Annotated in this window: 23 protein-coding genes; 14 read left to right on the forward strand and 9 right to left on the reverse strand. The window is 67.9% G+C overall.

The window, feature by feature from the left end; translation table 11 throughout:
* Window positions 1-5: 5 nt before the first annotated feature.
* Together JMJ56_RS16340 and JMJ56_RS16345 are read right to left on the reverse strand one after the other, a co-directional pair.
* On the reverse strand, window positions 6-1,121 hold the full coding sequence (locus JMJ56_RS16340) for an NADH:flavin oxidoreductase/NADH oxidase (protein ID WP_202832830.1): 1,116 nt from the start codon (window positions 1,119-1,121) through the stop codon (window positions 6-8).
* Window positions 1,118-1,900 carry a DUF2272 domain-containing protein gene (locus tag JMJ56_RS16345; RefSeq protein ID WP_202832831.1) on the reverse strand — a complete coding sequence of 261 codons (783 nt, stop codon included), beginning with the start codon at window positions 1,898-1,900 and terminating at the stop codon, window positions 1,118-1,120. Before JMJ56_RS16345 ends, JMJ56_RS16340 begins: the two co-directional genes overlap by 4 nt.
* A 46-nt stretch (window positions 1,901-1,946) precedes the next feature.
* On the opposite strand from JMJ56_RS16345, the gene JMJ56_RS16350 reads away from it, so the two are divergent.
* From JMJ56_RS16350 to JMJ56_RS16365, 4 genes are all read left to right on the forward strand, one after another.
* Window positions 1,947-3,380 (forward strand): FAD-dependent oxidoreductase, encoded by a 1,434-nt coding sequence (locus tag JMJ56_RS16350; RefSeq protein ID WP_202832832.1) that lies wholly within the window; start codon window positions 1,947-1,949, stop codon window positions 3,378-3,380.
* 372 nt (window positions 3,381-3,752) lie between these two features.
* Window positions 3,753-5,444 carry a dihydroxyacetone kinase family protein gene (locus JMJ56_RS16355; RefSeq protein ID WP_202832833.1) on the forward strand — a complete coding sequence of 564 codons (1,692 nt, stop codon included), beginning with the start codon at window positions 3,753-3,755 and terminating at the stop codon, window positions 5,442-5,444.
* A gap of 273 nt (window positions 5,445-5,717) precedes the next feature.
* Window positions 5,718-6,053, forward strand: coding sequence for a hypothetical protein (locus JMJ56_RS16360; RefSeq protein WP_202832834.1), 336 nt, complete (start codon window positions 5,718-5,720; stop codon window positions 6,051-6,053).
* A gap of 141 nt (window positions 6,054-6,194) precedes the next feature.
* Complete coding sequence (locus JMJ56_RS16365; RefSeq protein ID WP_328702402.1) at window positions 6,195-6,482, forward strand: hypothetical protein; 288 nt, start codon at window positions 6,195-6,197, stop codon at window positions 6,480-6,482.
* An 8-nt stretch (window positions 6,483-6,490) separates the two neighbouring features.
* On the opposite strand, the gene JMJ56_RS16370 is transcribed toward JMJ56_RS16365, so the two are convergent.
* Window positions 6,491-7,957, reverse strand: coding sequence for a deoxyribodipyrimidine photo-lyase (locus JMJ56_RS16370; RefSeq protein ID WP_202832836.1), 1,467 nt, complete (start codon window positions 7,955-7,957; stop codon window positions 6,491-6,493).
* Window positions 7,958-8,224: 267 nt separating this feature from the next.
* On the opposite strand from JMJ56_RS16370, the gene JMJ56_RS34865 reads away from it, so the two are divergent.
* Together JMJ56_RS34865 and dinB are read left to right on the forward strand one after the other, a co-directional pair.
* The gene (locus JMJ56_RS34865; RefSeq protein ID WP_268885017.1) at window positions 8,225-8,359 is read left to right on the forward strand and encodes a hypothetical protein; all 135 of its coding nucleotides are present in this window, start codon (window positions 8,225-8,227) and stop codon (window positions 8,357-8,359) included.
* A gap of 83 nt (window positions 8,360-8,442) precedes the next feature.
* Window positions 8,443-9,513: a DNA polymerase IV gene (gene dinB, locus JMJ56_RS16375; protein WP_328702407.1), complete on the forward strand. Its 1,071-nt coding sequence runs from the start codon at window positions 8,443-8,445 to the stop codon at window positions 9,511-9,513.
* Window positions 9,514-9,577: 64 nt separating this feature from the next.
* On the opposite strand, the gene ku is transcribed toward dinB, so the two are convergent.
* The gene (gene ku, locus JMJ56_RS16380; protein WP_202832838.1) at window positions 9,578-10,468 is read right to left on the reverse strand and encodes a non-homologous end joining protein Ku; all 891 of its coding nucleotides are present in this window, start codon (window positions 10,466-10,468) and stop codon (window positions 9,578-9,580) included.
* A complete protein-coding gene (gene ligD, locus JMJ56_RS16385; protein WP_202832839.1) occupies window positions 10,468-13,062 on the reverse strand; it encodes a DNA ligase D in 2,595 nt (864 codons plus the stop codon). The genes ku and ligD overlap by 1 nt, the downstream gene beginning before the upstream one ends.
* A 516-nt stretch (window positions 13,063-13,578) precedes the next feature.
* On the opposite strand from ligD, the gene JMJ56_RS16390 reads away from it, so the two are divergent.
* The 3 genes from JMJ56_RS16390 (at window position 13,579) to JMJ56_RS16395 (ending at window position 15,373) form a co-directional block, all read left to right on the forward strand.
* Window positions 13,579-13,971 carry a carboxymuconolactone decarboxylase family protein gene (locus JMJ56_RS16390; RefSeq protein WP_202832840.1) on the forward strand — a complete coding sequence of 131 codons (393 nt, stop codon included), beginning with the start codon at window positions 13,579-13,581 and terminating at the stop codon, window positions 13,969-13,971.
* Between the two features lie 128 nt (window positions 13,972-14,099).
* Window positions 14,100-14,225 (forward strand): hypothetical protein, encoded by a 126-nt coding sequence (locus tag JMJ56_RS34870; RefSeq protein WP_268885018.1) that lies wholly within the window; start codon window positions 14,100-14,102, stop codon window positions 14,223-14,225.
* 395 nt (window positions 14,226-14,620) lie between these two features.
* Window positions 14,621-15,373 (forward strand): alpha/beta fold hydrolase, encoded by a 753-nt coding sequence (locus JMJ56_RS16395; RefSeq protein WP_202832841.1) that lies wholly within the window; start codon window positions 14,621-14,623, stop codon window positions 15,371-15,373.
* On the opposite strand, the gene JMJ56_RS16400 is transcribed toward JMJ56_RS16395, so the two are convergent.
* The gene (locus tag JMJ56_RS16400; protein WP_202832842.1) at window positions 15,370-15,711 is read right to left on the reverse strand and encodes a hypothetical protein; all 342 of its coding nucleotides are present in this window, start codon (window positions 15,709-15,711) and stop codon (window positions 15,370-15,372) included. The two genes, JMJ56_RS16395 and JMJ56_RS16400, sit on opposite strands and share 4 nt — an antisense overlap.
* Window positions 15,712-16,002: 291 nt before the next feature.
* Between JMJ56_RS16400 and JMJ56_RS16405 the strand changes: the two genes are divergently transcribed.
* Window positions 16,003-16,962: a cellulase family glycosylhydrolase gene (locus tag JMJ56_RS16405; RefSeq protein WP_202832843.1), complete on the forward strand. Its 960-nt coding sequence runs from the start codon at window positions 16,003-16,005 to the stop codon at window positions 16,960-16,962.
* An 11-nt stretch (window positions 16,963-16,973) separates the two neighbouring features.
* Here the strand turns inward: JMJ56_RS16405 and JMJ56_RS16410 are convergent, their stop codons facing one another.
* Window positions 16,974-17,705, reverse strand: coding sequence for a WecB/TagA/CpsF family glycosyltransferase (locus JMJ56_RS16410; protein ID WP_202832844.1), 732 nt, complete (start codon window positions 17,703-17,705; stop codon window positions 16,974-16,976).
* 212 nt (window positions 17,706-17,917) lie between these two features.
* Between JMJ56_RS16410 and JMJ56_RS16415 the strand changes: the two genes are divergently transcribed.
* A complete protein-coding gene (locus tag JMJ56_RS16415; protein WP_202832845.1) occupies window positions 17,918-19,102 on the forward strand; it encodes a glycoside hydrolase family 5 protein in 1,185 nt (394 codons plus the stop codon).
* Between the two features lie 27 nt (window positions 19,103-19,129).
* Window positions 19,130-20,257, forward strand: coding sequence for a hypothetical protein (locus tag JMJ56_RS16420; RefSeq protein ID WP_202832846.1), 1,128 nt, complete (start codon window positions 19,130-19,132; stop codon window positions 20,255-20,257).
* On the opposite strand, the gene wecB is transcribed toward JMJ56_RS16420, so the two are convergent.
* Together wecB and JMJ56_RS16430 are read right to left on the reverse strand one after the other, a co-directional pair.
* Window positions 20,203-21,423, reverse strand: a complete 1,221-nt coding sequence (gene wecB / locus JMJ56_RS16425) for a non-hydrolyzing UDP-N-acetylglucosamine 2-epimerase (RefSeq protein WP_202832847.1) — start codon at window positions 21,421-21,423, stop codon at window positions 20,203-20,205. The two genes, JMJ56_RS16420 and wecB, sit on opposite strands and share 55 nt — an antisense overlap.
* Window positions 21,410-22,744, reverse strand: a complete 1,335-nt coding sequence (locus JMJ56_RS16430) for an NAD(P)/FAD-dependent oxidoreductase (RefSeq protein ID WP_202832848.1) — start codon at window positions 22,742-22,744, stop codon at window positions 21,410-21,412. Before JMJ56_RS16430 ends, wecB begins: the two co-directional genes overlap by 14 nt.
* Window positions 22,745-23,015: 271 nt before the next feature.
* Between JMJ56_RS16430 and JMJ56_RS16435 the strand changes: the two genes are divergently transcribed.
* Both JMJ56_RS16435 and JMJ56_RS16440 read left to right on the forward strand, forming a co-directional pair.
* Window positions 23,016-24,032, forward strand: coding sequence for a Bug family tripartite tricarboxylate transporter substrate binding protein (locus JMJ56_RS16435; protein WP_202832849.1), 1,017 nt, complete (start codon window positions 23,016-23,018; stop codon window positions 24,030-24,032).
* Window positions 24,033-24,811: 779 nt separating this feature from the next.
* Window positions 24,812-25,900, forward strand: a complete 1,089-nt coding sequence (locus JMJ56_RS16440) for a TRAP transporter substrate-binding protein (RefSeq protein ID WP_202832850.1) — start codon at window positions 24,812-24,814, stop codon at window positions 25,898-25,900.
* The last annotated feature ends 199 nt before the right edge of the window (window positions 25,901-26,099 follow it).

The following is a 26,099-nucleotide window of genomic DNA, read 5'->3' on the forward strand; positions in this document are numbered from 1 at the left end:
GCGGTTCAGCCGAGCCCCGGCAGGGGCACCCCCACCGCATCGTCCCGCTCCATCTTCCCCAGCACTCCCAGCCCCCGCTCATACTGAGGCGCCACGCGCAGCGCCTCCGTCCGCCCCAGCGCCGCCGCGGCATGGATCGGCCAATAGGGGTCCCGCAACAGCGCCCGCGCCAGCAGGATCAGGTCCGCCTTCCCCTCGCTGAGGATCGCCTGCGCCTGCGCCGGCTCGGTGATCATCCCGACCGCCGCGACGGCCACCCCGGCCCCCTCGCGCACCGCCGCCGCCCCCGGCACCTGGTAGCCCGGCCCGACGGGAATCGCCTGCCGCGCATCCAGACCGCCGGAGGTCACGTCGATCATGTCCACCCCCAGCGCCTTCAGCCGCGCTGACAGCGCCACCGTCTCCGCCGTCGTCCAGCCCCCCTCCACCCAATCGGTATGGGAGAGGCGCACACAGAGCGGCACCTCGTCGGGAATGGCCTCGCGCACCGCCTGTGCGCATTCCTCGGTCAGCCGCACCCGCCCGTCGAAATCCCCGCCCCAGCCATCGTTCCGCTGGTTGGCCAGGGGCGAGAGGAACTGATGCAGCAGGTAGCCATGCGCCGCATGCAGCTCGATGAAGCGATACCCCGCTGCGATGCTCCGCCGCGCCGCGGCAGCGGTATCGGCGACCACCTGCTCGATCTCCGCATCCTCCAGCGCCCGCGGCGTCGCATAGCCCTGGAAGGCGGCGGCGCTCGGCCCAACCGGCACCCAGCCCGGCTCCGCCGCCCCATGCAGCCAGGCCTGCTTCCGGCTCGCCTTCCGCCCCGCATGCGCGATCTGGATGCCGGGGATGGAGCCCATGGCCGCGATCCCCTCCGCCAGCCGGCGGTGGCCGGGGACCTGCCCATCCTCCCAGATGCCGAGATCGGCCGGCGAGATGCGCCCCTCGGGCGAAACCGCCGCCGCCTCGGTGATGGTCAGCCCCGCCCCGCCCACGGCGCGCGAGAGTAGGTGCTGCAGGTGCCAGTCGGTCGGCTTGCCATCCTCCGCGCAGGAGTACTGGCACATGGGCGAGACGCCGATGCGGTTCTTGAGCGTGACGCCACGGAGGGTGAGCGGCTCGAACAGGTCGGTCATGACAGGGGGCTCCACGGCGGCAACCGGCCCAGCCGGTTCTGGAACAGGGCGAACCAAGCGGGTTCCCCCGCTGGCCTCGGCAGAAGATAGCCCGCCGCGTCCGTAGGGAAACGGGTCATCGTCACACTGTCCCGCACATTCCCCCCGACCACCTCGACCACGCCCGGCCCGGCCCGTACGACGATGTCGCAATGCATGGGCCGGAACCGCCCCGCATCCACCGCCCGCTGCCGCCAATCCGTAATCGGCACCGGTCCCCTATCGGCGCAGAGCAGGTCACCCGGCCGCGGCGCTGCCTCGAAGGGGCCGCGCGGCAGGAAGGGTGCCGAGGCCGGGAAGGCCAGCGCATCCCGGATCAGCGCATCGACATAGTCGGAATGCGCGGCGGAGGGCAGGAACTCCCGCCGGTCCACGCCCGCCGCTCCCAGGACGAAGGAGATGAAGGCCGCCGACCAATAGGGCTCCTGCCACAACCCCTGGCCTCCCGCCCCGCCGATCGCCTGGGCATAGAGCGTCCGGTTCCGCTCGACCGCCCCCTCGTCCTTCGGAACTGCCCGCCAATAGGCCAGCACGCGGGGGAAATTCGCCGGGTCGCTCTCCGCCCCGGTGGAGTTGCCGGGCGTCCCTGCCTCCACCACCACGCCGCCCCATTCCGCCCATTCGCCGAGTGCAATCCGGACGATCCGCTCCCGCGCCGCGGGCGGATAGGGCAGCGGCGCGGCGAGCGGCGGCGCCACCGCACAGGCCCCGAGCAACAGCAGAAGCAGGATCGATCGCATGCCCCCCCTGTAGCGCAACGAGCCTACCTTCCCATAGGTTCGCCGGATGAGCGACACCCCGACCGGCCGCCTCTTCTTCCAGAGCGAGACCTTCCGCGTGGAGGCGTCGAGCGCCCGCATCCGCCACCCCCGCGTCACCGCCCGCCACCTGACCGAGCCGGCGCGCGAGGTGCCGATCCACGCCGAATGCGACGTGCTGGTCGTCGGCGGCGGCCCGGCCGGCACCGCCGCCGCCGTCGCCGCCGCCCGCCTCGGCGCCCGGACGATGCTGCTTGAGCGCCACAACCACCTCGGCGGCCTCTCCACCGGCGGCCTCGTCATCTGGATCGACCGCATGACCGACTGGTCCGGCCAGCTCGTGATCCGTGGCTTCGCCGAGGAATACCTCGCCCGCCTGCCGCGGGACGCCATCGCCGGCCCGCCGCGTGAGGCCTGGGGCAGCCGCGATGCCGCGACGGCCGCCTGGTGGGCCCTCCGCACCGCCGCCTTCCACGGCACCGTCACCCACTCCCCCACCGCCGATCCCGAATGGATGAAGGCGACGGCGCTGGAGATGGTGATCGAGGCCGGCGCCGAGCCCCTCTTCCACGCCTGGGGCGCACAGCCGGTGATGGAGGGCGGTGCATTCCGCGGCGCCATCTTCGAGAGCAAGCAGGGCCGCCGCGCCATCCTCGCCAAGGTCGTGGTGGACGCGACCGGCGACGGCGACCTCTTCCACCGCGCCGGCGCCGCGACCACCGCCGATATCGAGGAGGCCGACATCCACCACGCCATGAACACCAGCTGGATGTTCGGCGGCGTGGACATGGAGGCTTGGCTGCGCTGGCGCGCCGGGGAGCCGGAGCAGTTCGCCGAATTCCTTCAGCGGGGGCGGGAAGCGCATGGCCAGTTCGATAAGGCCTTCGTCTCGTGGCGGAATGATGTCGCTTTGTTCATGGGCCCGCGCATGACCGGCTTCTCGGCGGTCGCCGTAGACGACCTGACGGAGGTGGAGATCCGTAGCCACCGCCTGATGCGAGCCCATCTGGAATTCTATCGTGCCCATGCCCCCGGCTTCGCTGGCGCCTGGCCGCTGCTGAGCGCCCCACAGCTCGGCGTTCGTCATGCCCGTCGCCTGGTCGGCGCGGGCGCCGTGGCACGGGCAATGTGGGATGGCCGCGTCTCCCCGGACGAGATCGGCGTTTCCCCGCCGCTCTCGCCCCGCTTCCTTAATATCTCGATACCCTACGGCGCTCTCGTCCCTGCGCAGCTCGACGGCCTGCTCGCCCCTGGCCGCCACCTGTCCTGCGACGCCACCAGTCACTCCTTCCTGCGGGAAATTCCGCAGTGCTGGCTCACCGGCCAAGCTGCCGGCATCGCCGCGGCCTTGTCCGCTGACCGCAGCATCACGCCGCGATCGCTACCGACACGAGACGTGCAACGAGCACTGCTCGCCCATGGCGTGTACCTGTCGCCGGAGGTGACCGCACTGGCTGCATAAACTATGTATGAATTTTAGTTAATGAAATCTCCATATTCACGTTATTGTGATTGCGTATACTGTTCCTCGTTCAGGCAGTGGCCTTGGACGTCTCCTCCCAGTGATCTGTGCCGCAACCTGGGGTTGGGCACTTGGTCGCCACTTCGGGCCGGTTGATCGCGGGTGTCACGCCCGCCATCACCGGCTCGCTTTTTTTCCAGCCTTCCGAGAATGACCCGTGGCCCCTGCCAAGCTGTCGGCAGGCCGCCTACCGCGTGCGAGCTGCCAAGGATAGGCTGCGCGCGAGCGAAGGCCGTTCAAAAGGTGCCTCCTCGGTCACGGCGCCGGGCCCCTTTCAGACGGCCTTCGAACGCGCAGGAGAGGACGGGCAGGATGAAGAAGCTTCTCAACGACCCCCGCCGCGTGGTGCGCGAGATGCTCGAGGGCGAGGTGGACCTGAACCCCGGCCAGGCCCTGTTACGGGACGAGGATGTCGTGGTGCGCTCAGGCCTGCCCGAACCCGCTGCGCGCGGCGTGGCCGTGCTCTCGGGGGGCGGCAGCGGGCATGAGCCAGCCCATGCGGGCTATGTCGGAGCGGGAATGCTGCATGCGGCCGTCGCGGGCGACGTCTTCACCTCGCCCGGCGTCGACGCGGTGCTGGCCGCCATCCGTGCTGCGGCCGGGCCCGCCGGCGCGGTGCTGGTGGTGAAGAACTACACCGGCGACCGGCTGAACTTCGGCCTCGCCGCCGAGCTGGCACGCGCCCAGGGCATCCCGGCCGAGGTGGTGGTGGTCGCCGACGACGTGGCGCTGAGCGACACGGTGGAGCCCGCGCGCCGGCGCGGCATCGCGGGCACGGTGCTGGTGCACAAGGTGGCCGGCGCCGCCGCCGCGGCCGGCCTGCCACTGGAGGCAGTTGCAGCTGAGGCCCGTGCCGCTGCAGCGGCGACCGGAAGCATGGGCGTCGCGCTCGGCGCCTGCACCGTCCCAGCCGCGGGCCGCCCCGGCTTCTCCCTCGGCGAGGAGGAGGTGGAACTGGGCCTCGGCATCCATGGCGAGCAGGGCGTGCGCCGCGTCCCGCTGCGACCGGCCGATGCGCTGGTGCAGGAGATGCTCGACACCATCCTGGCCGATGCCGCCTTGCGCGGGGGCGAGCGGGTGGCGCTGCTGGTGAACGGCCTCGGCGGCACCCCGCCGATGGAGCTGGCGGTGGTGGCCCGCAGCGCCCTTGCCCTGTTGCGGGCGCGCGGGCTGGCCGTGGAGCGTGCCTGGTGCGGCAACCTGCTCACTGCGCTGGAGATGCCCGGCGCCTCGCTGACCGTGATGCGGGTGGACGACGGGATGCTGGCGCGGCTGGACGCGCCGACCGAGGCCCCCGCTTGGCCCGGCAGCGGGCGGATCGCGCCCGCCCGGCAGCTGGTCGGCACCACCGCCGCGCCGGTTGCCGAGGCGGCACGCCCGGCGACGCCCGCAGGCGAGACGGTGCGCCGTGCCGCCCTCGCCGCCGCCGCGGCGCTGGAGGGAGCCGAGGCGCGGCTGACCGCGCTCGACAGCGCCGCCGGCGACGGCGACCTCGGCATCAGCATGTCGCGCGGCGCTGCGGCTCTGCGCGCCCTGCCGGACGCCGCCTGGGCCGAGGCGCCGGCCGCCCTGGTGCGCATGGGAGAGGCGGTGCGGCGTGCCATTGCAGGCAGCTCCGGCCCCTTCTACGCCACGGCGCTGCTGCGCGCGGCCCGCGCCCTGCCGGCCGCGCCGTCGCCCGCCGATTGGTCCGCCGCCCTGGCTGCCGGTGTGGACGCGATTGCGGATCTGGGTGGCGCGAAGCCTGGCGACCGCACCATGCTGGACGCGCTGCATCCTGCCGCGGAGGCCTTTGCCCGTGCGCTGGCCGCAGGGCAGCCGCCCGCCTCGGCCTGGGAGGAAGCGGTGCAGACCGCGCGGGCTGGCGCGGAGGCCACCGCCTCCATGCGCCCTCGCCTGGGCCGCGCCAGTTACCTTGGCGACCGCGCCCTCGGCACGCCGGATGCCGGCGCGGCCGCGGCCGTGGTCTGGCTGGAAGTCCTGGCGCCGCATCGTGCGCGCTGACACAGAAAGGAGGAAGCGGACTACGGCATCCTGCGTCAACCAAGACCGGACAAGCTCCGGCAGCAGGCGATTCGTGACGAGATCCCTGCCCCTCCTCCCCGGCCCTCGCCGCGCTGGAGCCGGCACGCTGCGACGCTTCTTCTGGCGGTGGCGGATGACATGGAAAAAAAGTCCGCCCGTGCCGCGGACAGGACCGCCCGGACATCTGGGGACGGCGCTGGGCCCGGTTCGAGGCTTGGCCTGACCTCGACCGAGACCGCTTGGTGTTCATCGATGAAGGCCGGGCATCGACCAGTATGGCTCGCCCCGCCAGGTGAGCGGCTGCAGGCCGCCGTCCCACACGGCCATTGGCTGACCACCTCCTCTGTTGCCGGCTTGCGCAACGCCGGCATGGTCCTGGAAGGGTCGACCAATGGACCTTTTCCACAGAACAACGCGGAGCAGATGCTGGCGCCCGAGCTTCGTCCTGGCGATATCGTCGTAATGGACAACCCTGGCAGCCGCAGAAGCACGGGCGCCAGGACCGCAATCAAGCAGGGCACCACCAAGCTTAAGACCATGCTGCGCGAGGTGGCCGAACGCATGCCTAGCTTGGGCACCAGCTCTTGATGAACCACAGCACGCGCAACCTCTATAGCGTCGCAAAAGCAATCAGGCAGCAGTGCAATGGCGCATGACGCTGGATCTCACAGCGCAGACCGCAGGCCCACCGGTCTTGGGCAGCCCCGCACACCCGACGGACGCTACTTCGTGGTGCGTGGCCGGTTGTGGCGGCTGAGCAACCCGGCGCTTGACCCGGCCGAGCGCGAGCGGCTGGTGCAGCAACTGATGACGGCCCGCCGTGCTGTCCGGATGGCGAAAGGTGATCCCGACGCGCTTCGTGCCGCGCGGTCGAGCGTCGACGCAGCAAAGCGGGCGCTTGGAGAGCGCGGCCTACCATGGTGGACGGATGGCGCCCCGGACTACAACCGGCGTCTGGTTGGAAACACGCCCTACGCCGACTGGTACGAAACCGTCTCCGCCAAGGACGCCGGTTGACCAGCCGATCAGATTGGCAGCTTCGTGGTAAGATATGGGTCGACTGGAGGCTTGTCGGGCACCGTCAGGCGGAACGTCGGGCGGGATGCAGCAGCGGCAATCCATTCCGGGCCGTTTGGCCGCTCGCGGATCGAGCGATCGGTGCGGGTCGAGACCAACCCATAAATCGGCCGGTCACCATAGCCAGGGGCGGCATCGCCGAACGCCCAGGCGAGATTGCCATAAGTTGACGGGTCGCGGCCGTCGAGGCTCAAACGGTCGTTCAGGTAGCAGGCGGTGGCCCAGCCCGTGTCGGGATCCGGGGTCATCGCAATCAGCTTCTTCGCCCAATACATACGCAGGTTGTTGTGCATCCAGCCGTCAAGCAGGTACTGCTTCTGGCACGCGTTCCAGGTCTCGTCGGCTGTTTCGCCGTGAACCAGCGCATCGAGCGTTTCGAGATGCGGACGTGGTTCCGACGCATGGGCCTGAAGCGTAGCCCGGGCCCATTTCGGCACGCGGGCATAGTTCTCCGGAACAGGCAGGCTGCGGGCCTTGTAGTGGAACCACTCGCGCCAGCTGAGCAGCTCGTCGGCGAACTTGGCGCGGCTCTCATCCGGTACATCCGCCTCCGCAATCGCGCCCATGATCTCGCGCGGACCCACCATGCCGAAGTGAAGGTAGGGCGAGAGCGTCGACGCCCCTTCGGGGCGCCGCGCGTCGTTCCGTGCGCCGGCATAGGCCGGCAGCACCTCGTCGCGCAGCCGGGTGAGGCGGAGCAGAACCTCGGCGCGCGTCGGCGGAAACATCGCGCTGGGCGCGAGCGCATGGTCGACCGCGCAGGATGCGACCAGGGCGTTGCTGGCTGCGTCGTCCATCGAGCCAAGATGGTCAGGCTCGTAGGGCAGTGGCCCCGCGTAGGGCGCGACCGACGGCTCTTCGTCGGTCCAGTCTCGCCACGCATCGCGCAGCTTCTCGTGGCGACGACGAAAGGCGGATGTAGTGCCGACGCCCTGTTCCAGTGCAGCGGGTGGCACGAGGCAGGCGGCGTTCACCGCGAAGACGGCCGTGCCGGTCCTCGCGGCAACCCGTTCGGCCTGCCACTGCGCGACGAAGGCAGGCTGGTCCTCCAGCACGAGCGCGGCGGCCGGCGCGGCGAGCCGATAGACCAGGCCCTTCTCACGCTTGGCCGCCCGATCAACATACTGCACGCAGGCGAGGCCGCGCTCGGCGCAGCCGCGCGCCACATCACGGCTGGCACCCAAGGCAAAGCGGTGCAATCTGTCGGATGCGAAGGGATAATCCTCCCGGAGGCCGTGGTAAATGAGCACCGGAAGGCCACGCTCGTTGCCGAGCCGTACGGCCGCGTCGATGACCGGGTTGTCAAAGGCACGCAGCGCCTGTTGCAGCCAGCAAAGAATGTACGGACCATCCCGCAGCGGCGCCTCGTTGAGCGGGCGCACACGCGGGGCGTCCTTCCAGGTCGCCAAAGACATGGGCAAGGAACTCATCATGGCTCCTCCAGCGGGTCACGCTGAATCAGGTCAGGGAAACTGCCAACGGCAACGCTCGCGGGACGGAAGAGATCATCCTCGGTCATGGCCCGCAGGGATGCGCCATACGGAGCGTACCCATCAGCCGCGTCTGGGGCTTGACGGGCGCCAACCGTCAACCGCCGGCGACAGCCCCCGGAGGACCATCGAATGCGCAGGCTTTGCAGCGTCATCAAGAGCCAGCAGGCAACCCGCAAGCGGATCCGTGCAATGACCGGCCAATCCGGCCACATGCCGCTCTTCGCCCTCGGCGAGGACCGGTCGCCTGCGGCCCCCGCGGGCATCTGGACGCGCTGGAGCCCGATCCGCGAGGTCAAGGAGGATGGGGCGCCAGCCGCCTCCTGATGAAGGTGAACTTGCCTCACGCCAATACAGGCCAGGGACCAACCGACCAAGCCGAGGCACGCGCAAGCGCGGCAGCGGAGGCTGTGCATCCCCGCAGGATCATCCATATCGACATGGACGCCTTCTACGCATCGGTCGAGCAGCGGGACCATCCGGAGCTGCGTGGTCTCCCTGTTGCCGTCGGTGGCTCGCGTGAGCGCGGCGTGGTTGCCGCTGCGAGCTACGAAGCCCGCCGGTTCGGTGTGCGCTCAGCCATGCCGTCAGTGACCGCCCGGCGCAAATGCCCCGAGCTGGTCTTCGTGCCGCCGCGCTTCGAGGTTTACAAGGCGGTGTCGCTGCAGATCCGCGGCATCTTCGCGGAGTTCACGCCGCTGATCGAGCCGCTCTCGTTGGACGAGGCCTATCTCGATGTCACCGAGAACTTGCAGGGCGCCGCAAGCGCCACCGAGATCGCGCAGCGCATCCGGGCCCGGATCAAGGAGGAGACGAGGCTGACCGCATCGGCCGGTGTCTCCTACAACAAATTCCTGGCCAAGTTGGCTTCGGACCACCGGAAGCCTGACGGCCTGTTCGTCATCACTCCCCGCATGGGCCCAGCCTTCGTCGAGACCCTGCCGGTGGGCCGGTTCCACGGCGTCGGGCCGGCAACCTCGGCCAGGATGCAGCAGCTCGGGATCCACTGCGGGCTCGAATTGCGGGCACAGACCCTGGGGTTCCTGCAGCAGCATTTCGGCAAGGCCGGCGCCTACTACTACTGGATCGCGCGTGGTGTCGACGACCGGCCGGTCCGGCCGGACAGGATCCGCAAGTCAGTTGGTGCCGAGAACACCTTCGCCGCCGACTTATCCACCTTGAGCGCGGCCCGTGCGGCGTTGCAACCGGTCATCGACAAGGTCTGGCACTATTGCGAAGGCACCGGAGTGCGCGGCCGTACCGTAACACTCAAGGTCAAGTATGCCGACTTCAGCCAGGCGACACGAAGCCGGACGACAGCCGTACCCGTTGCGAGCCGGGATGACCTTGAGCGGGCGAGCATCCTGCTGCTGGAGTCGCTCTTTCCTGTGCCAAAGGGCGTCCGGCTGCTGGGCGTCACGGTGTCCACCTTGACCGATGAACGGACAGCAACCGAAGCGCAGCTGCGTCTCTCAATATAGCACCGGCGCCTGCGGCAGGCAGCGGTTTCGACACCGCCGATCAGCTTTGGCCGCTCCGCCTGCGTCACCGAGCCGCGGCACGGCGCTTCGCCGCCGGCGCCTTGGGCTTGGTGGTCGCCGGCGCCCCGGCTTTGGCCTTGCGCGTCGTGGCTCTGGCCGGCTTGCCGTCCGCCGCATCGCCCAGGCTGCGCTTCAGCGCCGTCATCAGGTCGATGACGTTGTCGCGCTGCGGCTCTTCCTCGACCTCCGGCTGCTCCTCGCCGCGGAGCTTCGCCTCGATGACCTCGCGGAGCCGCGCTTCGTAGCGGTCCTCCATGTCTGCCGGCACGAAGCGCTGGGTCTGCCGGTCCACCAGCTGCGTGGCCAGCCGGACCATGGCGGCGTCGGGCTTCCCGGCATGCAGGTTGACAAAGAGCTCCTCCGGATCGTGCAGCTCCTTGGGGTCGTTCAAGGTATGCAGCACCAGGCCTCGGCCGAGCGGCATGATGGCGACCGAACGCTCGCGCCGGGCGATGACCAGCCGCGCCAGACCTACCCGGCCCGTCTTGCCGATCGCCTCCCGCAGCACGGAATAGACATCCTGGCCTGCCTCCCCGTCGGGGACCATGAAGTAACTCGCATCGTAGTAGATCGGGTCGATGGCGTCGGCGGGGACGAATTTGTCGAGGGTCAGGACCGTGGAGCTATCGATCTTCGCCCGCTCGAAGTCGGCATCATCCAGCAGGACATAGGTGTCCTTCTTGAACTCGTAGCCCTTCACCAGGTCCGACCGCCGCACCTCCTCCTCCGTGCCGCCATCGAGCGTGACCATGCGCACCCGATTGCCGGTCTTGGGGTTGATGAAGTGGAAATGCAGCTCGGCCGAGGCCTGCCGTGCGCTGTAGAGGGCGATCGGGCAGGATACCAGCGCGAGCCGGAGGTGGCCGCGCCAGATGGGGTGCTGATGCTCAGCCATTATCGGAACTCCTTCGGCAGGCGCTGGTCGATGGTAGCCATGCCCGCCCATGGATCGCGCCGCTGCTGCCGGAGGCGCGCCGGAACGGTAGCGATGGTGAAGCGCTGCGGGTCGAGCCTGGGCGTTACCTCCCGCCAGGCCAGCGGCGTCGCCACGGTGGCACCGGGCCGGGCGCGGGGCGAGTAGGAGCAGACGGCGGTGGCGCCGATGCCGTTGCGCAGCCAATCCACCAGGATGCGGCCGCGGCGCTGGGCCTTCGAGACGGTGGCGATGAAGCGGTCCGGCGCCTCCGCCTCCAGCGCCCTGGCAAAGCCACGCGCGAAGTCCCGCACCAGCTCCCACCCGGCCTCCGGCCGCAGCGGCACCACGAGATGGAGGCCCTTACCGCCGGTGGTCCGGCAGAAGGATTCCAGCCCCCCATCCTGCAACTGCTTGCGGAGATCCAGTGCGGCCCGCACTACCTCCGCGAAGGCCACGCCCTCGCCCGGGTCGAGGTCGAAGACGATCCGATCGGGATTCAGCGGGTCGGCAGCGCTTGCTCCCCAGCCATGCAACTCGATGGCTGCCATCTGGGCGCAGGCCAGCAGGCCGGCTTCGTCCTCGATCGACAGGAAGGGCTGGTCGCCCGCGGTGCCTTCGTGGATGGCGGGCGGCATGCCGCGGTTGCCGTGCTTTTGGAAGAAGCGCTGGCCCTCGATCCCGTCAGGGCAGCGCAGCAGCGCCAGCGGGCGGCCAGCGATGTCCGGCAAGGCACGGGCTGCGACCTGCCGCCAATACTCGGCAAGATCCTGCTTGGTGATCCCAGGCCAGAGCTCGCGGTCAGCATGGGTGATCTGCGTGCCGCCGACGCGCTGCGCCCCGGTCACCGGCTTCGCGGCGTGGACGATGGTAGGGTTGCCGCGCCGCCTTGGCTGGAAGGCAATGCGGTCCACCTCCGAGTGCGGAATGTCCCGCACTACATCCTCCGGTCCCTTATCCTCCCGCAATCCGAGATAGACCGCATGGCGCAGGCGGCCGAAGCCGGTCCAGCCGATATACTGCACCTCCGCCACCAGCTCTGGCCGCACCCAGTTGATGGCAGGGTCGGGCGGCTCGCCGGCGAGCAGCAGCCCCTCCGGCGGCGTGCTGACCATCCGGGCAAGGCGGCGGCTGAGCGATGCAAGCTCCTTCTCGCTGAAGCCGGTGCCGACGCCGCCCACGTAGTGCAGCCGCCCACTATTGTCATGAAAGCCGAGATGCAGCGCGCCCAACCCCTGGCGACTACCCGCGGGCGGCGTCCAGCCGAGGATGATGAACTCGTCGCGGCCTTGGCACTTCACCTTGACCCAGTCGCGGGTGCGGGCGCCGCGGTAAGGCGCGTCGGCCCGCTTGCAGATGATGCCCTCGAGGCCGAGGGCGCAGGCCTGCTGGCGGACCCGCAGGGTCCCGCCGTCCAGATGATCGCTGAACCGCAGCACGCCGTGCCAGTCGCTCAGCGGTTGCAGGGCCGCCTTGCGGTCGGCCAGCCGGCAGCCGCGCAGGTCCCAGCCGTCGAGATGGAGTAGGTCGAACAGGTAGAGGAACAGGCCACCTCGGTCACCGCCATTGGCCAGGGCCGCCTGGAGATTGGCGAAGGAGGACAGGCCATCCTCCCGCAGCGCGACGAGCTCGCCATCCAGCAGCGCGCTGTCGACCTTGAGCCGGGCAATGGCGCGGACCATCTCAGGCAGCTTCGCGCTCCAGTCGAGACCGTTGCGAGTGATCAGGCGGACATCCCGGCCGTGCTTGCGGATGAGCAGGCGATAGCCATCGAATTTCACCTCGCTCAGCCAGCCGGTGCCCTCGGGCGGCTCCTCGACGAGCGTGGCAAGTTCGGGCTTCTGGTCGGCCGGCAAGGACGCCGGCACGGCGCCGGCAATCGGCGCATCGCCGGTTGGTTGGGGCGAGTGGGCTGGCGGCTTCATGGCGACGACGGTGCCGGGCCGCCCCTCTGGAGCGGCGGCGGGCGAGGCTTGCCCTTTGATCGCCGGCTTGACGCTGCGCGATACGCCACGGGACTTCGGTGCCGGCCGCGCTTCAAGCGCCGCAGCATCGGCACCGGGCTGCTCCGCGTCGTCATGCTCCTTGATCAGCAACCAATTCTCCGCACGCTCCCCGCCTCGGCGCTTCATGCGGACCAGAACGAAACCGCCCTTCAGGCGCTGTCCTGAAAGCCGGAACTTCAGCTCACCAGCGGCAAGATCAGCGGCGGGATCGCCGAGCGGTTCCCAGCTGCCCTCATCCCAAATTTCAACCTTGCCTGCCCCGTAGTTGCCCGTCGGAATGGTGCCCTCGAAGCTTGCGTAATCGAGCGGGTGATCCTCGACCCGGACGGCCAGGCGCTTGTCGGCAGGGTCGAGCGAGGGGCCCTTGGGCACGGCCCAGCTGACCAGCACGCCCTCATGCTCCAGCCGGAAATCCCAGTGCAAACGGCGGGCGTCATGTTTCTGGACGACAAAGCGACGCGTCGTGCCAGTGGCATCCCGCGCTGGGGCTGGCTCCGGTGTCACGGCGAAGTCGCGCTTTGCGCGGTAGGTTGCAATGGAAGTGTCGCGGGCAATGGGAGCACGAGCCATGATGCAAACTTAACGTTGCGTGCGTGCCTCAGTTTCCCGCTCGGTTTGCCCGCCCTAATGATCCCGATACCTCACCTCGGAGGTGGCGCCGAACCACATCCACGCCACCTAGGAGGTCCGCTCCGGTATCTGCCGGTTTCGGTGCGTCGCATCCGGTGAAGCCCACGGCGGCGATAACCCGTTCCGGGCCGCAGGCCCCATGGGCCGCTTGTTGGTCACCATGCCGACGCGCGGCTGCAACAGCGGCGCCGTGCATTGGGCGGCAGGGGCAATTTCAGGATGGCACGGATTGCCGGCAGCAGCGACTGCATCAGGTTGCTCAGGAAATGCAGCCGAGCGCGAGGATAGTCGCGAAGGTCTGCCCGCGGGCCGTGCGGGTGCCACCGGCATCGTCTGCGCGCTCCACGAGCCCGCCCCTGGTTCCGGGCTTCACCACAGAGGCCGCTGGACGAGGGGCCACCTTCTCCTCCTCGCCCGATACGCTAGGCTGTCATGCGCAAGGGAGGAACCAAGCCGATGGCCAGAAGCGAGATGTATTCCAAAGGTACCGAGACACGGCGCGAGCTGATGGGCGACGCCATGGCCGAACAGATGGCCAGCACCGTCTACAACGACCCGCTGATGGAGAAATTCGCGGACTGGACGCGGGAAGCGGTCTTTGGCTTGTTGTGGACGCGGCCGGGGCTCGACCTCAAGACCCGGGCGCTGATCACCGTCATCACCGATACCGCGACATCCGCCTGGCCGGAATTGCGCATCCACCTCCGCATGGCCCGCCGCCAGGGCTGGACGGAGGATGAGCTGGGCGAGGCGCTGCTGCACACCGCGGGCTACATCGGCGCCCCCGCCGTGCGGGAAGCGTTGCTGGTCGCCCGGGAAACCTTCGCCGAGATCAATGCCGAGGCGTAGCTGTCTGCCGGCAAGTGCGTTGCGTCCTGGCGGGCCGACTGTGAGGGGGCACGAGGCCGTTAGTGCGCATCGGGCACCCGCACGATGACGGTCGTGGAGGGCCCGGCACATTCGGGAGCTGCCGGGCCATGATCCCGCCCAACATCGTGTTGCTGCTCTTCCCGGTGCTGTACCCCCGCCTCTCGGCATCGCCGCCCTGCTCCACCGCCGCAGCGGTGCCGGTGCCGATGGGTGGGGATCGTTCTGATGCGTAAAGGCGCTTCCCCACACACGCGGAACGGCCATACCGCCTGGGCGATCCGGTCCGTATCAACGGCGCCCTGGATCCGCCGTACCGCCTCATGCACCGGCCTGACGTTGGCGCCGGGTAGGTAGCTGGGTTTGTCATTGAATGGGTTTGGGGGACCGAGCTCAACATTCCGGTGGCACGGCCGGGCCCGATACTCGGTGCCCTGCCGTGCAGCTGTCCGGACCAGGTCGCCTTGGGATACTCGTGGCCGATCCAGTGTGAGGCAGCGGGCCTTCGATGCGGCCCGCCGATGGGCTGCGAGCAGCAGCGGCGCGTCGCCGCGCCAGCCCGTCATAACCTCATGCCGGTTTGACATGGGATAGCAGGGCGGTGGCAGGATCAGACGAACGGGAGGACGCCATGCCCATCTTGAACCGGCCTGACGGTCGGATCGCCTATCAGGTTCAGGGATCCGGCTTTCCTGTCCTGTTGTTCGCGCCGGGCGGCCTGCGTTCCCGCATGGATATGTGGTCTTCGCCCTTCGGCAGCCCGCCCCGGCCCTGGGTCGACTGGACGCAGGCGCTGCCGGCGGCCGGCTTCACCGCGGTCGCCATGGACCAGCGGAATGCCGGCAGGTCCCAGACCGCGATCGAGGCCGATCACGGATGGCACACCTATGCCGCTGACCATCTGGCATTGATGGACCATTTGGGCTTCGAGCGGTTCCACGTGCTGGGCGGCTGCATCGGTGGCAGCTTCTGTCTGAAGGCGGCGGAGATGGCGCCGCAGCGCGTCACCGCGGCAGTGCTGCAGAACCCGATCGGCCTGCATCCGGAGCATCCGGAGTATTTCCCCGACAGCCATGCCGCCTGGAGCCGGGAGCAGCGCGAGGCGCGGTCCGAACTCGACGGTGCGGCGATCAAGGCCTTCGGGCGCACCATGTGGGGCGGCGACTTCGTCTTCTCGGTCGATCGCGCCTTTGCCAGGTCCTGCCCGGTGCCGACGATGCTGCTGCCCGGAAGCGACACGCCGCACCCCGCCGCGACCAGTGCGGAACTGGCCAGCCTGCTGCCGGGGGTGGAGGTGCTCGAAGACTGGCGCGGCCCGGAGCATTTGGCTGCGCAGGAGGCGCGCGTTGTCGCCTTCCTCCGACGCCATACGCCGGGCGCCTAGGACCGGCTGTAGGGGTAGCACCGGGCCCGGTCCAGCGTTATGCCGAAGCGGGTTCCAAGCACGGCGATCGCCTCGCCATGGGCAGGGTATGGGTCGCTGTTGCCCGGGCCGACGATGACGGGGCGCATCTCCGGCTGGGATCGTCCTGGCTGCGGCAACATGGCCGTCACCAGCGAGCCTCCCTCGTCGTCCCGCAAGGTGAGGAACACGGGCATCGTGCGCCGGATATGGGTGGCGCGGCGGATGTCCTGCTCGATATAGGGTATCCCGGTCGGATCGAAGGCTTCCGAGGCGGCTTCGGAAGCGCGGCGGAAATGCTTCTCAACCGCATGCCGCATGCGCTCCGACTCCTGCACCGCCTCGGCTTCCGTTTGGATGCGGAACCAGGTGCTTCCTCTTGTCCCGTCGCACACGTATTCCATGGGATCCTCCGTGAGGCGCGTGGCGACGCTAGCCCGACCTTGGATCGAAGGGGAACACGGATGCCGGGACCGAAGTGACATCAACGGGGAGCCCGCCGTCCGTCCTTCGTGACTGCGTGCATGCCGTGCCGGGATGGTAGCCTGTCAGGAAGCGGTGCGGCACCGGCTGGCGAGGACGAGATGATGCACAAGCGAACTTTCCTTCACGTGGCGGCCGCCATGCCGGTGGCGCTTGCCGCACAAGCCGCAGAGAGTGCTGTGACCACGCGCGTCCGGCGCTTTCTGGCGCCGCTGCGGTTTGGCATCAATATCGAGCGCAGCGATGTGCTCATGAAGGACTGGCTCACCGATGCCGTGCTGCGCGAGTACGCGTCGCAGGGCGTTACCCATATCCGCATCTATCCGCCCTCGGGCGGGCGGTTCCCGCTGGTGTCGCAGGAGCAGTTCGCGCTGTGGCTGCGGGCCAGCCGAGGCATCATCGAGGCCGGCATGACCGTGTTCATCGATTGCCTCGACGTCGTGGACGAGCGCTTCATGGCGCGGGATGAGGTTCCCGATTATATCCGCCGCTGTGCGCGTGCCATCGCGGCGCAGGGCTTCAACCCGGACCGGATCGCCGTCGGCACCGCGAACGAGTATGCCAATGGCACCAATCGAGGCTTCGAGGCCCGGCGGGAGGAATGCACCGACATCCTCCACCAGGCTTTGCCGAACCATGTGATCGTCACCAACGGCGCCGATTATGGTGCCCCGGCAACCATGATGGACGGGACGCTGCGCGTCGACCCGGACAAGCCGCGGCTGCACCAGTGGCACATGTACGAACTCGATGCCGGAAACCTGGATGCCATCCGGCATTGGCAGGAGCGTCTCCAGCACTGGGCTGATGCCAACCGCACCGTCACCTATTGTGGCGAATGGGGAATCGGCCCGCCCGACAACAGCAACGGGGCCGCGTCCGACTACCGGTTGTTTCCCGACCATATCCGGCAGGCGGCCCAGGGCATGGGGCAGCAGCGCCCGACGCAATGGACAGTTACCGAGGGGCGCTGGTGGCGGCTGAACGAGGCCGGCTCGGCCAGGCTGCGCCCGGAAATCGCGGCGGCCATCTCCGAGGCATCCAGCCACATCGCCGGCCAGCGATGGTACAAGGACCAGAACGGCTGAGCGGTGCCGCGTCAGCGGCCTCGCCGGCGCAGCCTCTCCCGGACCAGCAAAGCGAAGATCGGCGGCGACTGGACCAGGTAGCGCTTCGCCAGGCGCCGGGGCTCGCGGTACAGGCGGAACAGCCACTCCAGCCCGACTTTTTGCATCCTGACCGGCGCGCGCTGCTGAGCGCCGATCAGGAACTCCAGCGCGGAGCCGACGCACAGGGCCGTGCCGCGAAGCTTGCCCCGCGCCGATAGCCGGTCTCCCAGCAGCTCCTGCCGGGGCATGCCGCAGGCGAAGATGTAGTAACGCGCCGGGTTGGCTTCGACGAAGGCGATGGTCCTCTGGAAGGCCTCTTCATCCCGCTCGAAGCCGAGCGGCGGGAAATGATGGGCGATGGGGTTGGCAGGGAATCGCCGACGGAGAAGAGGAAGATCCTTGGGCCACAGGCCGATGACGGTGATCCTGTCGTCGGGCTGCAGATGCTTTGTCAACAGCTCGGCGGTCAGGTCGCTGCCCGGGACCAGGCCGGGTTTCGGCAGGCCGAGCAGGGTTGCCGCTCCGAGGACTACCCGTGAGTCCATCACCCGGAGCAGGGCCCGCCGGTACACCGCCGCCAGGGCCGGATCCTTGGCGAGCCGCACGAGATGTTCGGCATTCGGCGTCACGACGAAGCCGAAGGGTGCGTCCGGCGGCCTCGCGGCGATGTGGGCTGCGGTCTCTGCGATGGTGGTGTCGGCGAATTCGAGGCCGAGCAGCATCGTGCCAGGAATGGCATCCACGTCCTTGTCCGGCGTCGGGAGAACAGAAAGCATCTGACGCGGAATCCATGTGGCTGGTCGAGGGTGCATCAAGGAGGCCGGCAACGGAATGGCCAGGCTTGCCGCTACCGGAAGGTCTGCACGACCTATTGAGTCGGCAGCCTGCCATCCTGGCGTACAAGGAGACACTTTGTTCTGAGGTGGTGACATCGATGGCAGTTTCGGATGGCTTGCAGCAAACGCCTTGCGGGCTTGCCACGCGCTCGGGGTTGCGCCTCCTCGGCGTGATCGGTGGCATATTGATCTCGTTGCTGGCAAGCGCCGCGCCATCGCGTGCCGAAGCGCCGCCCGACCGGATGGCCATGCTGGCACGTGGCATCAATGTCGCGCACTGGTTCCGCTTTCCGCCGGATGGCAGTACCCGGGCCCTGCGGAATTACATGGACGATGCGGCGATCGCGTCGCTCAAGCGGCTTGGATTCACCTATGTCCGGCTGGCGGTCGGCCCTGAAGTGGTCATGCGCGGCGACGGTATCGCGAGCGACAAGCTCGATGCGATCATCTCCGCCATCGAGCGTTTCCAAAAAGCGGGCTTGGCGGTCATGGTCGAGCCGCATCCGCAGAATCTCGGCAACTGGAACCTGCAGACCTCCGCCGATGCGCGGCGGAGGCTGCTGGGGTTCTGGCGTGACCTGGCGCCGGCCCTGGCGCATCTGCCGCCGGCCCTCACCTTCCCGGAAGTGGTCAACGAGCCGATGTTCGCCGACCCGGCTCAATGGGACCGGATGCAGGGAGACCTGGTCGCCATCATCCGCGCCGCGCTGCCGCGGAACACCATCGTGCTGGCGGGCGCGGACTGGAGCAGCATCAACGGGTTGCTGCGGGTGAAGCCGGTGGCTGACAGGAACGTGGTCTACACCTTCCACACCTACGAGCCGCAGGTTCTGACCTTGCTGGCCTCATGGGAGCAGGGAGTCGACACCGCGTCGATGGGCAAGCTGCCGTTCCCTGTCACCGATCAGGCGCGTTGCCGGGCGGCCGTCGCCGGAATCCAGCACCAGCGGACCCGCGACATCGCCAATTACTGGTGCTCGGAGCGCCATGATGCGACGACCATTGCCGCGAACCTCAACCGGGCGGTCAAGTGGGGACGCGACAACGGGGTTTCCGTCGCCTTGACAGAGTTCGGTGCGGTGCGCGCGCTCAACGAGGACTCGCGGAACGCCTATCTCGAAGCGGTCCGGCAGGCCGCGGACCAGGCGAGGATCGGCTGGGGCTTGTGGGCGCTGGAGGACAGCATGGGCTTCGCCATCCAGCCCGGCCGCTACTCGGCATCGACCACCCTGTCGCCCGCGGTCCTGCGGGCGCTCGGGTTGCCCCCGGCCAGCCGCCGCTGAACGGCGCGACAACCGAAGGTCAGCGACATGCAAACTTCCCAGGATACGTCCGAAGCCGACGGCACCCAGCTCGCGGCGAGGATCGAGCAGTGGCTCGTCTCCGATGACGTGGTCCTGACGGAGCCTCCGCATGTGGCTGGAGGCGTCATCAACTATCGGGAAGCCGATGGGCTGTGGGACGGCGTCTATCCCGAGATCTGCGGCTACTACGTGCAGTTCCTGGCGCATGCCTCGGTGGGGGCGCCAGGCACCTTGTACCGGGAGATCGCGGCGCGGGTGATCCGCTGGCTGGATGCCGAGGGCGGTGAGGGCGCGCCTCTGACATTGTATCGCCGCGTCGGGGATCTCGGCGCGGTGGATTGGCGCAACCGCTGCCTCTTCTCCTTCGACCTGGCCATCATCCTCCGCGGCCTTGGCATGGCGGAGGCTCGCTGGCCGGGCATCCTGCCGGCGGAGATGATGGCACGCTATGTCAACTCCGTCGCACGGATCGTGGAGCGTGGCCGCCTGGCGTCGCATGAATTGCGAGATGGCCGGCGGGACGTGCCCATCCCGGTGAAGTGGTCGACGACACGGGATGTCCATCACGTGAAGTCCGCCGCAGCGCTGGCCGGCCTCGGCCAGCCGAACCTCGATGCGCTCGCCCAGGAGACAGCCCGGGACGAGGGCGTCCTGCTCGATCAGCAGCGGCAGCGGCGGATGCGCGAGCTGCACCCTTTCCTTTACTTGATCGAGGGATGGCTGACCTTTTGGGCCCAGACGGACGACGCACAGTACCTGCAACGCGCCGCAACTTCCTTTGCCTATCTCTGCGCGGAGTTCGACCGGGACACGGCAGACTTGCCGCCGAGCGCGGGCGCTCGGGAGGCGGCCGTGCGCGCCGACGTCCTGGCCCAGGCGCTGCGTGCCGGCGTGATCCTTGAGGCGGCGGGAGCGCTGGACGCCGCGACCCTTGAAACCTGGCGCGCGATGGCGCCGCGGCTTCACCGGAATCTTGCCGGCCGCCTGTCGCCACAAGGTGGCGTCGAATTCGACACGGTGCGACGCGACCGGAACAGCTGGGCCAGCATGTTCGCTTGGCAGGCCTTCACCGTCTGGGATCAGGCGCGGGCACGAAGCCTGGATGCCAAGGCCGCGGCAGGATCGCTGATCTGAGGATGGACCACGGGCGTCCGCCGGTCGCTCCACCGTTCCCTGATCGCGGAAGCGATGCGGTGAGCTGCCCGGCCGTCGCCATAGGCGTCGCATGGCACACGGCTGGCCCTTAGGGCGGGCAGGTCATCCAGCAATCCGCCGGCTGCCGACACGATATCCGCCTCGACGGTGCCGACCAGCCTGGCGATGCCTGCCGCAACGCCTTCCGATCGCTCCGTGGTGTCCCGGAGGATCAGGGTCGGAACGCCGAGCGCCGCCGCCTCCTCCTGGATGCCTCCTGAATCGGTCAGGACCAGGGCAGCTCGCTCCAAGAGGTTCATGAAGGAGGGATAGGCCAAGGGCGGCAGCCGATGCAGCCGTGGCTGGCCATCGAGCAGCACCCGGGCGATGTCCGACAGGGCCGGGTTGGGATGGGTGACGAACGCCACCTCGCAATCGCCCCGCCTCGCCAGCTGGCGCATGGCCTTGCAGACGGCTTCATAGCGGGCGCCCCAATTCTCCCGGCGATGGCAGGTGACGACGATGAGGGGCCGGGCCGGGTCCATCGACGCCGGGGTGAGGTCATTGGCCGGCACCAAGTCCCGGATGAGGTGCAAGGCGTCGATGACCGTGTTGCCGCTGAGCAGGACGTCCGATGCGGAAAGCTTCTCGTCGATCAAGGTCTGCCATGCGGCCTCGGTCGGTGCGCAATGCAAATCGGCGAATGCGGCGATGGCCCTGCGATGCACCTCTTCCGGGAACGGATCCTTGCGGCATCCGCTGCGCAGCCCGGCCTCGACATGCACCAGCGGCAACCCGGCATAGGCGGCCGCCACGGCGCCCGTGAAGGCGCTGAGCGTGTCGCCTTGCACGATCATGACCTGGGGGCGGTCATCCTGGATGCTGGTCTGCATCTGGGTCAGGATGTGGCTGGCCATCTGCGTCAGCCCCTGGCCGGAGGGCGGTGGCGGCATCAGACGGCTGGGCTCGAGATTGAAATGGGCAAGCATCTCTGGCGCCCAATGCGCATGTTGGCCGGTACACCAGATCATCGGCTCCACCTCAGGCATCGCCAGGAGCGCGATCGCCACGGGTGCCAGCTTGATGGCCTCAGGCCGGGTTCCGACGATGAGGCTGACCCGCAGGGGCAGCAGCGTTTGGCCGTCGCCGGCATCAAGCGGCGACACGGCCGGCCTCTCCTTGCAGCAGCGCGTCGACGATCATTGCGCCGATCGGGTTCTGCCAGAGCCACAGGCCGTTGGTCTGCCCAATGAAGCTCGGCTCACCGCCGGCGGCACCTTGCGGGACGAAGCCGGCCGCAAGCCCGATGCCGTAGAGGCCAGGGATGGCGTGTTGCGTGTTGTCCAGAACCTCACATGCTGAGTTGACCAGTGGTGCCGTGCCCGACCCGGCGGCCAGGCGCCATGGGGTGCCGTCGGCGTGTTCAACCGGAACCGTCGTGGGGCGGTAGCCGAGCGCGGCCACGATCAGGTCGGCTGACTGCAGGAGGGATCGGCCCTGCTCGTCCGCCTCGGGCGTGCCGATGCGATGCAGTGCCAGCCGAGGCTCGGCCGGCCGGCCACCAACACCCAGGGCGCGCATGACGAGATCGCGGGCATCGAGGCGGAAGCCGGCCAGACGGTACAGCCGACCGCTGACCGCACAGACGTCCTGCGGCCCAAAATCGGTGTAGCCTTCGGCCAGAGCGGCCTCGGGCGTCGGGTAGAAGATCCGCAGTGGCCTTCGGTGCAGGATGGTGACCGAGCCGGAGTTCAGGCTGAGTTCCGGCACGCCGTAGAGAATGCGGTTGGCTGATGCGACCGCGCTATGGGACCCGCCGACGATGGCGATCCTGGGTGCCGTTATGCCTCGCAGATGCCGGCGGATCGCGTCGACGCCGCCGTGACCTAGCACCGCCCCCGACAGCAGGAGCTTGCTTGAGAATTCGGGCATGAGCGGCAAGCCGGCGACGGGGATGGAGGCGAGATCGTCAAGGCGCTGGGTGGCGCCGGTTGCCAGGACCGCCTTCGTGGCCATGACAGTCACCGTTTCGCCAGTTGCCGCCTGCAAGGTCGCAACCCATTGCCCGGTCCGTTGCTGGCGCAAGCCGGAGGCTCGGTGCCTGAGCAGGACCTGCCCACCGGCCGCCTCGATGACGTCCTGAACTGTCCTGCCAAGCGTTTCGAGGAACGCAGCGACGACGGGGAGCGGAGCGGCGCCCTTGCTGTACTGCCGGACTGCTTCGGCACTCGGATGGGTACGCAGTGCTGACAGGCGCTCATCCTGGCTGCTCTCGAGACACTCCAAGAACGTGTCGGCCAAGGTGTCGGAACCGATCGCATGGCTGCCAATGGAGCCGGCACCCAGGCAGTTGCCGGCTTCGACGACGACAAGTCCTTTATTGGCTAACGGCTTGAGACGCCCAGTACGGGCGGCCCACACCAGAGGCGCAATTCCAGCCGGGCCGCCGCCGATAAACAGCGATCCATAATAATCTACCATATTCATTTTCTGCCTTCGCTCGGCCAGACTATGATCAAAGGCACGTACAGGATGGTTTATTCTGTTACGAGATGTGTCGTTCCTACAAGTAACATAGGTGTTTAAGTATTATAGATTTAGTTGCTTTTGGTTTTATCTATCTTTAGTAGAAAACACAGGCCGTTGATTGTAGAGCCATTTCGGCGCTGTCGTCCTGGCAGCTCGGCAAATGGGCTTCCGGTCGCACCGCTGGCGATGCTTTGGTGGTGACACAAGAATATCGTCCGGGAGATTGCTCATGCAGCGCCGCCATACCTTCAGCCTACTGACGGCAGCGCTCGCGTCGCCCGTCCTGCCGCGCGTCGCTGCCTCGCAAATCAGCCAGGGCCGCAGTTGGGCGCCCGACCGGCCCATCACCATGGCGACGGGTTATGGCCCAGGCGGCAGCACCGACATCGCGGCCCGCCTGCTTGCCGATCGGATGGCGGCGGCCTTGGCCCCTGGTGCCCGCATCCTGGTCGACAACCGGCCCGGCGCCGCGGGCACCGTCGCCACCGAATGGCTGAAACGCCAGGCGCCCGACGGCTACACGATCATGCTGACGGAGACCGGGGCCGCGGCGGCCGCGCCCGCAGCCACGGTCGGCGGCACGCGGTACGACCCCATCGCCGATTTCACCCAGCTTGGTGTCATCAGCACGCCGCCGGGCGTGTTGGTGGTGACACCGGGTTTCGGTGGCACCGATGCCCGGAGCATCCTGGCCGCGATGCGGGAGGCGCCGCGGGACAGCATCTCCTACGCCTCATCCGGCTTCGGCGGCGTACTGCATCTGCGGGCGGAGATGCTGGCGCAGAGCCTCGGGACACGGTTCGTCCATGTGCCCTACCGCAGCGGTGCGCAGATGGTGCAGTCGATCATGAATGGCGAGACGCAATTCGGCGTTGCCGCACTGGCCAGCGCCACCTCCCTGATGCGGGAGGGGAAGGTGCGGGGCGTCGCCATGGTGGGCAACCGGCGCTTCCCAACCTTCCCCGATATCCCGACACTCGAAGAACTGGGCGTGGCTGGCTTCGAGAATGGCGGCTTCTTCATCCTGATCGGACCGGCGGGCATGCCGGCACCAGTGGCCGAGGCCCTCAACCGCGGCCTGAACGAAGCGTTGCGCGACCCAATCATCCGCGAAAAGATGGTTTTCGCCGGGCACGACCCGATCCAGGAGAAGAATAACCTGAGTGATGCGAACCGGTTCATGCAGCAACAATTCGAGCAGATGCGGGATATGGTGGCGAGGACCGGCATCCAGATTCAGCCCTGAGTCGCCTGGGGCCGCCGCCTTGGGCTCCAGCGGGCGAATGGCCAAGCTCCCCGGCGATGAACCCCCTTTGCGGCAGTCATAAATCAGGTGGGCCGACGACGCCTGATCGCCGCTGCGGACGAATGGCTACTTCGTCAGCCGACATAAGGTATAGGCCGAAGCGGATTGCACGCCGTGGCACGGGCTGGCCAGCGACGGCAGGTTTCCTATCGGTCCGTGCTGCACCTGGGAAGACACGCAACCTGCTCTTCACGCTTGATCCTATGCAGAGGGGCCGTAGCCCTAGCGTGAAGCGCCGAAAAAGGCGCAGACAATCACTATCATGCGTAGGTCAAAGCCGACGCTAGCAGCCACCATGTCGGGCTCCACGATTCATCAAGGCGAATCGCGGCGTCGAACCCGGTAGCGACCAAGCCGACAAGCGGGCCGCATAGGTAAAGCTGGTAAGACAGACGGAGCCCAAGGAGTTCTCTCCCACCCGAGGCCAGCGCCGATAGGCGCCGCGCGACTTCGCCCAGGGCTAAGCCAAAGCCGCAAGCTGCAGCACGCCTTGCCTGTCACCGAGATAGGAGTTGCCCGGACACTGCGTGGCTCTGGCCCGCCTGCCACCAGGAGCATGGCCGGCATCACCGCCTTCGCTTACGCCAGTCTGGCAACCTCGCCTGCACGGCCCGGCATACTTCACACTCTCAACGAACTCCCGTTGCATCGCTGTTTCAGCCGTGCATGCTTCCATTCTGCGAATAACATACAACGAAGAACAACGAGGAAACATCATCATGGATCGTCGTCTTATCCTGGGCGCAGCGGCGGCGGTTGTGCCGGTGGCGCTGGCAGCGCCTGCCCTCGCGCAGACCCAGAATCCCGAAATCCGCTGGCGCTTGGCCAGCAGCTTTCCCAAGAACCTCGACATTCTTTTCGGCGGAGCGGAGTACCTCGCGCGTCGTGTTGCGCAGATGACGGAGAACCGCTTCCAGATCCGCTGCTTCGCGGCCGGCGAGATCGTACCCGCCCTGCAGGTGCTCGACGCGCTGCAGACTGGCACCATCGAGTGCGGCCAGACCTCCAGCCTCTACTACATCGGAAAGGATCCGACGCTGGCTGCTTTCGCCGCCATTCCCTGGGGCATGAACATGCGGCAGATGACCGCCTGGATGCGCTATGGGGGCGGCAACGAGATCGCCGCCGAGCTTTATCGTGACTACAACGTCGTCGGTATCCCCTTCGGCGAGACCGGCACCCAAATGGGTGGCTGGTTCCGCAAAGAGATCCGCGGCGTGGATGACCTGAAGGGGGTCAAATTCCGCATCTCGGGCATCGCCGGCCAGGTTTTTGCGAAGCTGGGCGCAGCACCGACGCAGATTGCTGCCTCGGACATTTATCCCTCGCTTGAGCGTGGCACCATCGACGCGGCGGAATGGATTGGGCCCTACGACGACGAGAAGCTCGGCTTCCAGCGCGTGGCCAAGTACTACTACACGCCGGGCTTCTGGGATGCCTCTTCCCGCGGGGTGTTCATGATGAACAATCGTGCCTGGGAAGGCCTGCCCGACCGCTACAAGCACATCCTGGAAGTCGCTTGCGGTGAGGCGACGTTGGAGATGATCGCCCGCTACGACGAAGCGAACCCGAAGGCGCTGCGTCGATTGCTGGCAGGCGGGGCACAGCTGAAAGCCTGGCCGCGAGAGGTCCTGCAAGCCGCCTGGCGCGCGACGCACGAGCTGTACGAGGATACGGCAACCCAGAACCCGCGCTTCCGCAAGATGTGGACGAACTACAAGGCCTTCCGCGATGAGCAGTTCCAATGGTTTCGAGTGGCAGAGAACGCCTATGAGAACTTCGCCTTCGCAGCTGCAGCGCAGCGCTGAGGGACGACGCAAGTCGGCCTCGATGCCATGGGTGGGCCGGGCCTGGAGCCTAGTCCTTGCAACCGGAGGCCGGTGTGGCCGCTCTGCCAGGACTGGCGCAGCCTTAGCCGAACGTGGCTGCCAGAAGTAAGTCCGGGACATGCAGACACCCTGCTCCACGCTCGGCATAATCCGGGATAACAAAACCTCCGCGGGAAGG

The sequence above is a fragment of the Belnapia arida genome, from assembly GCF_016773205.1.
Lineage (GTDB): Bacteria > Pseudomonadota > Alphaproteobacteria > Acetobacterales > Acetobacteraceae > Belnapia > Belnapia arida.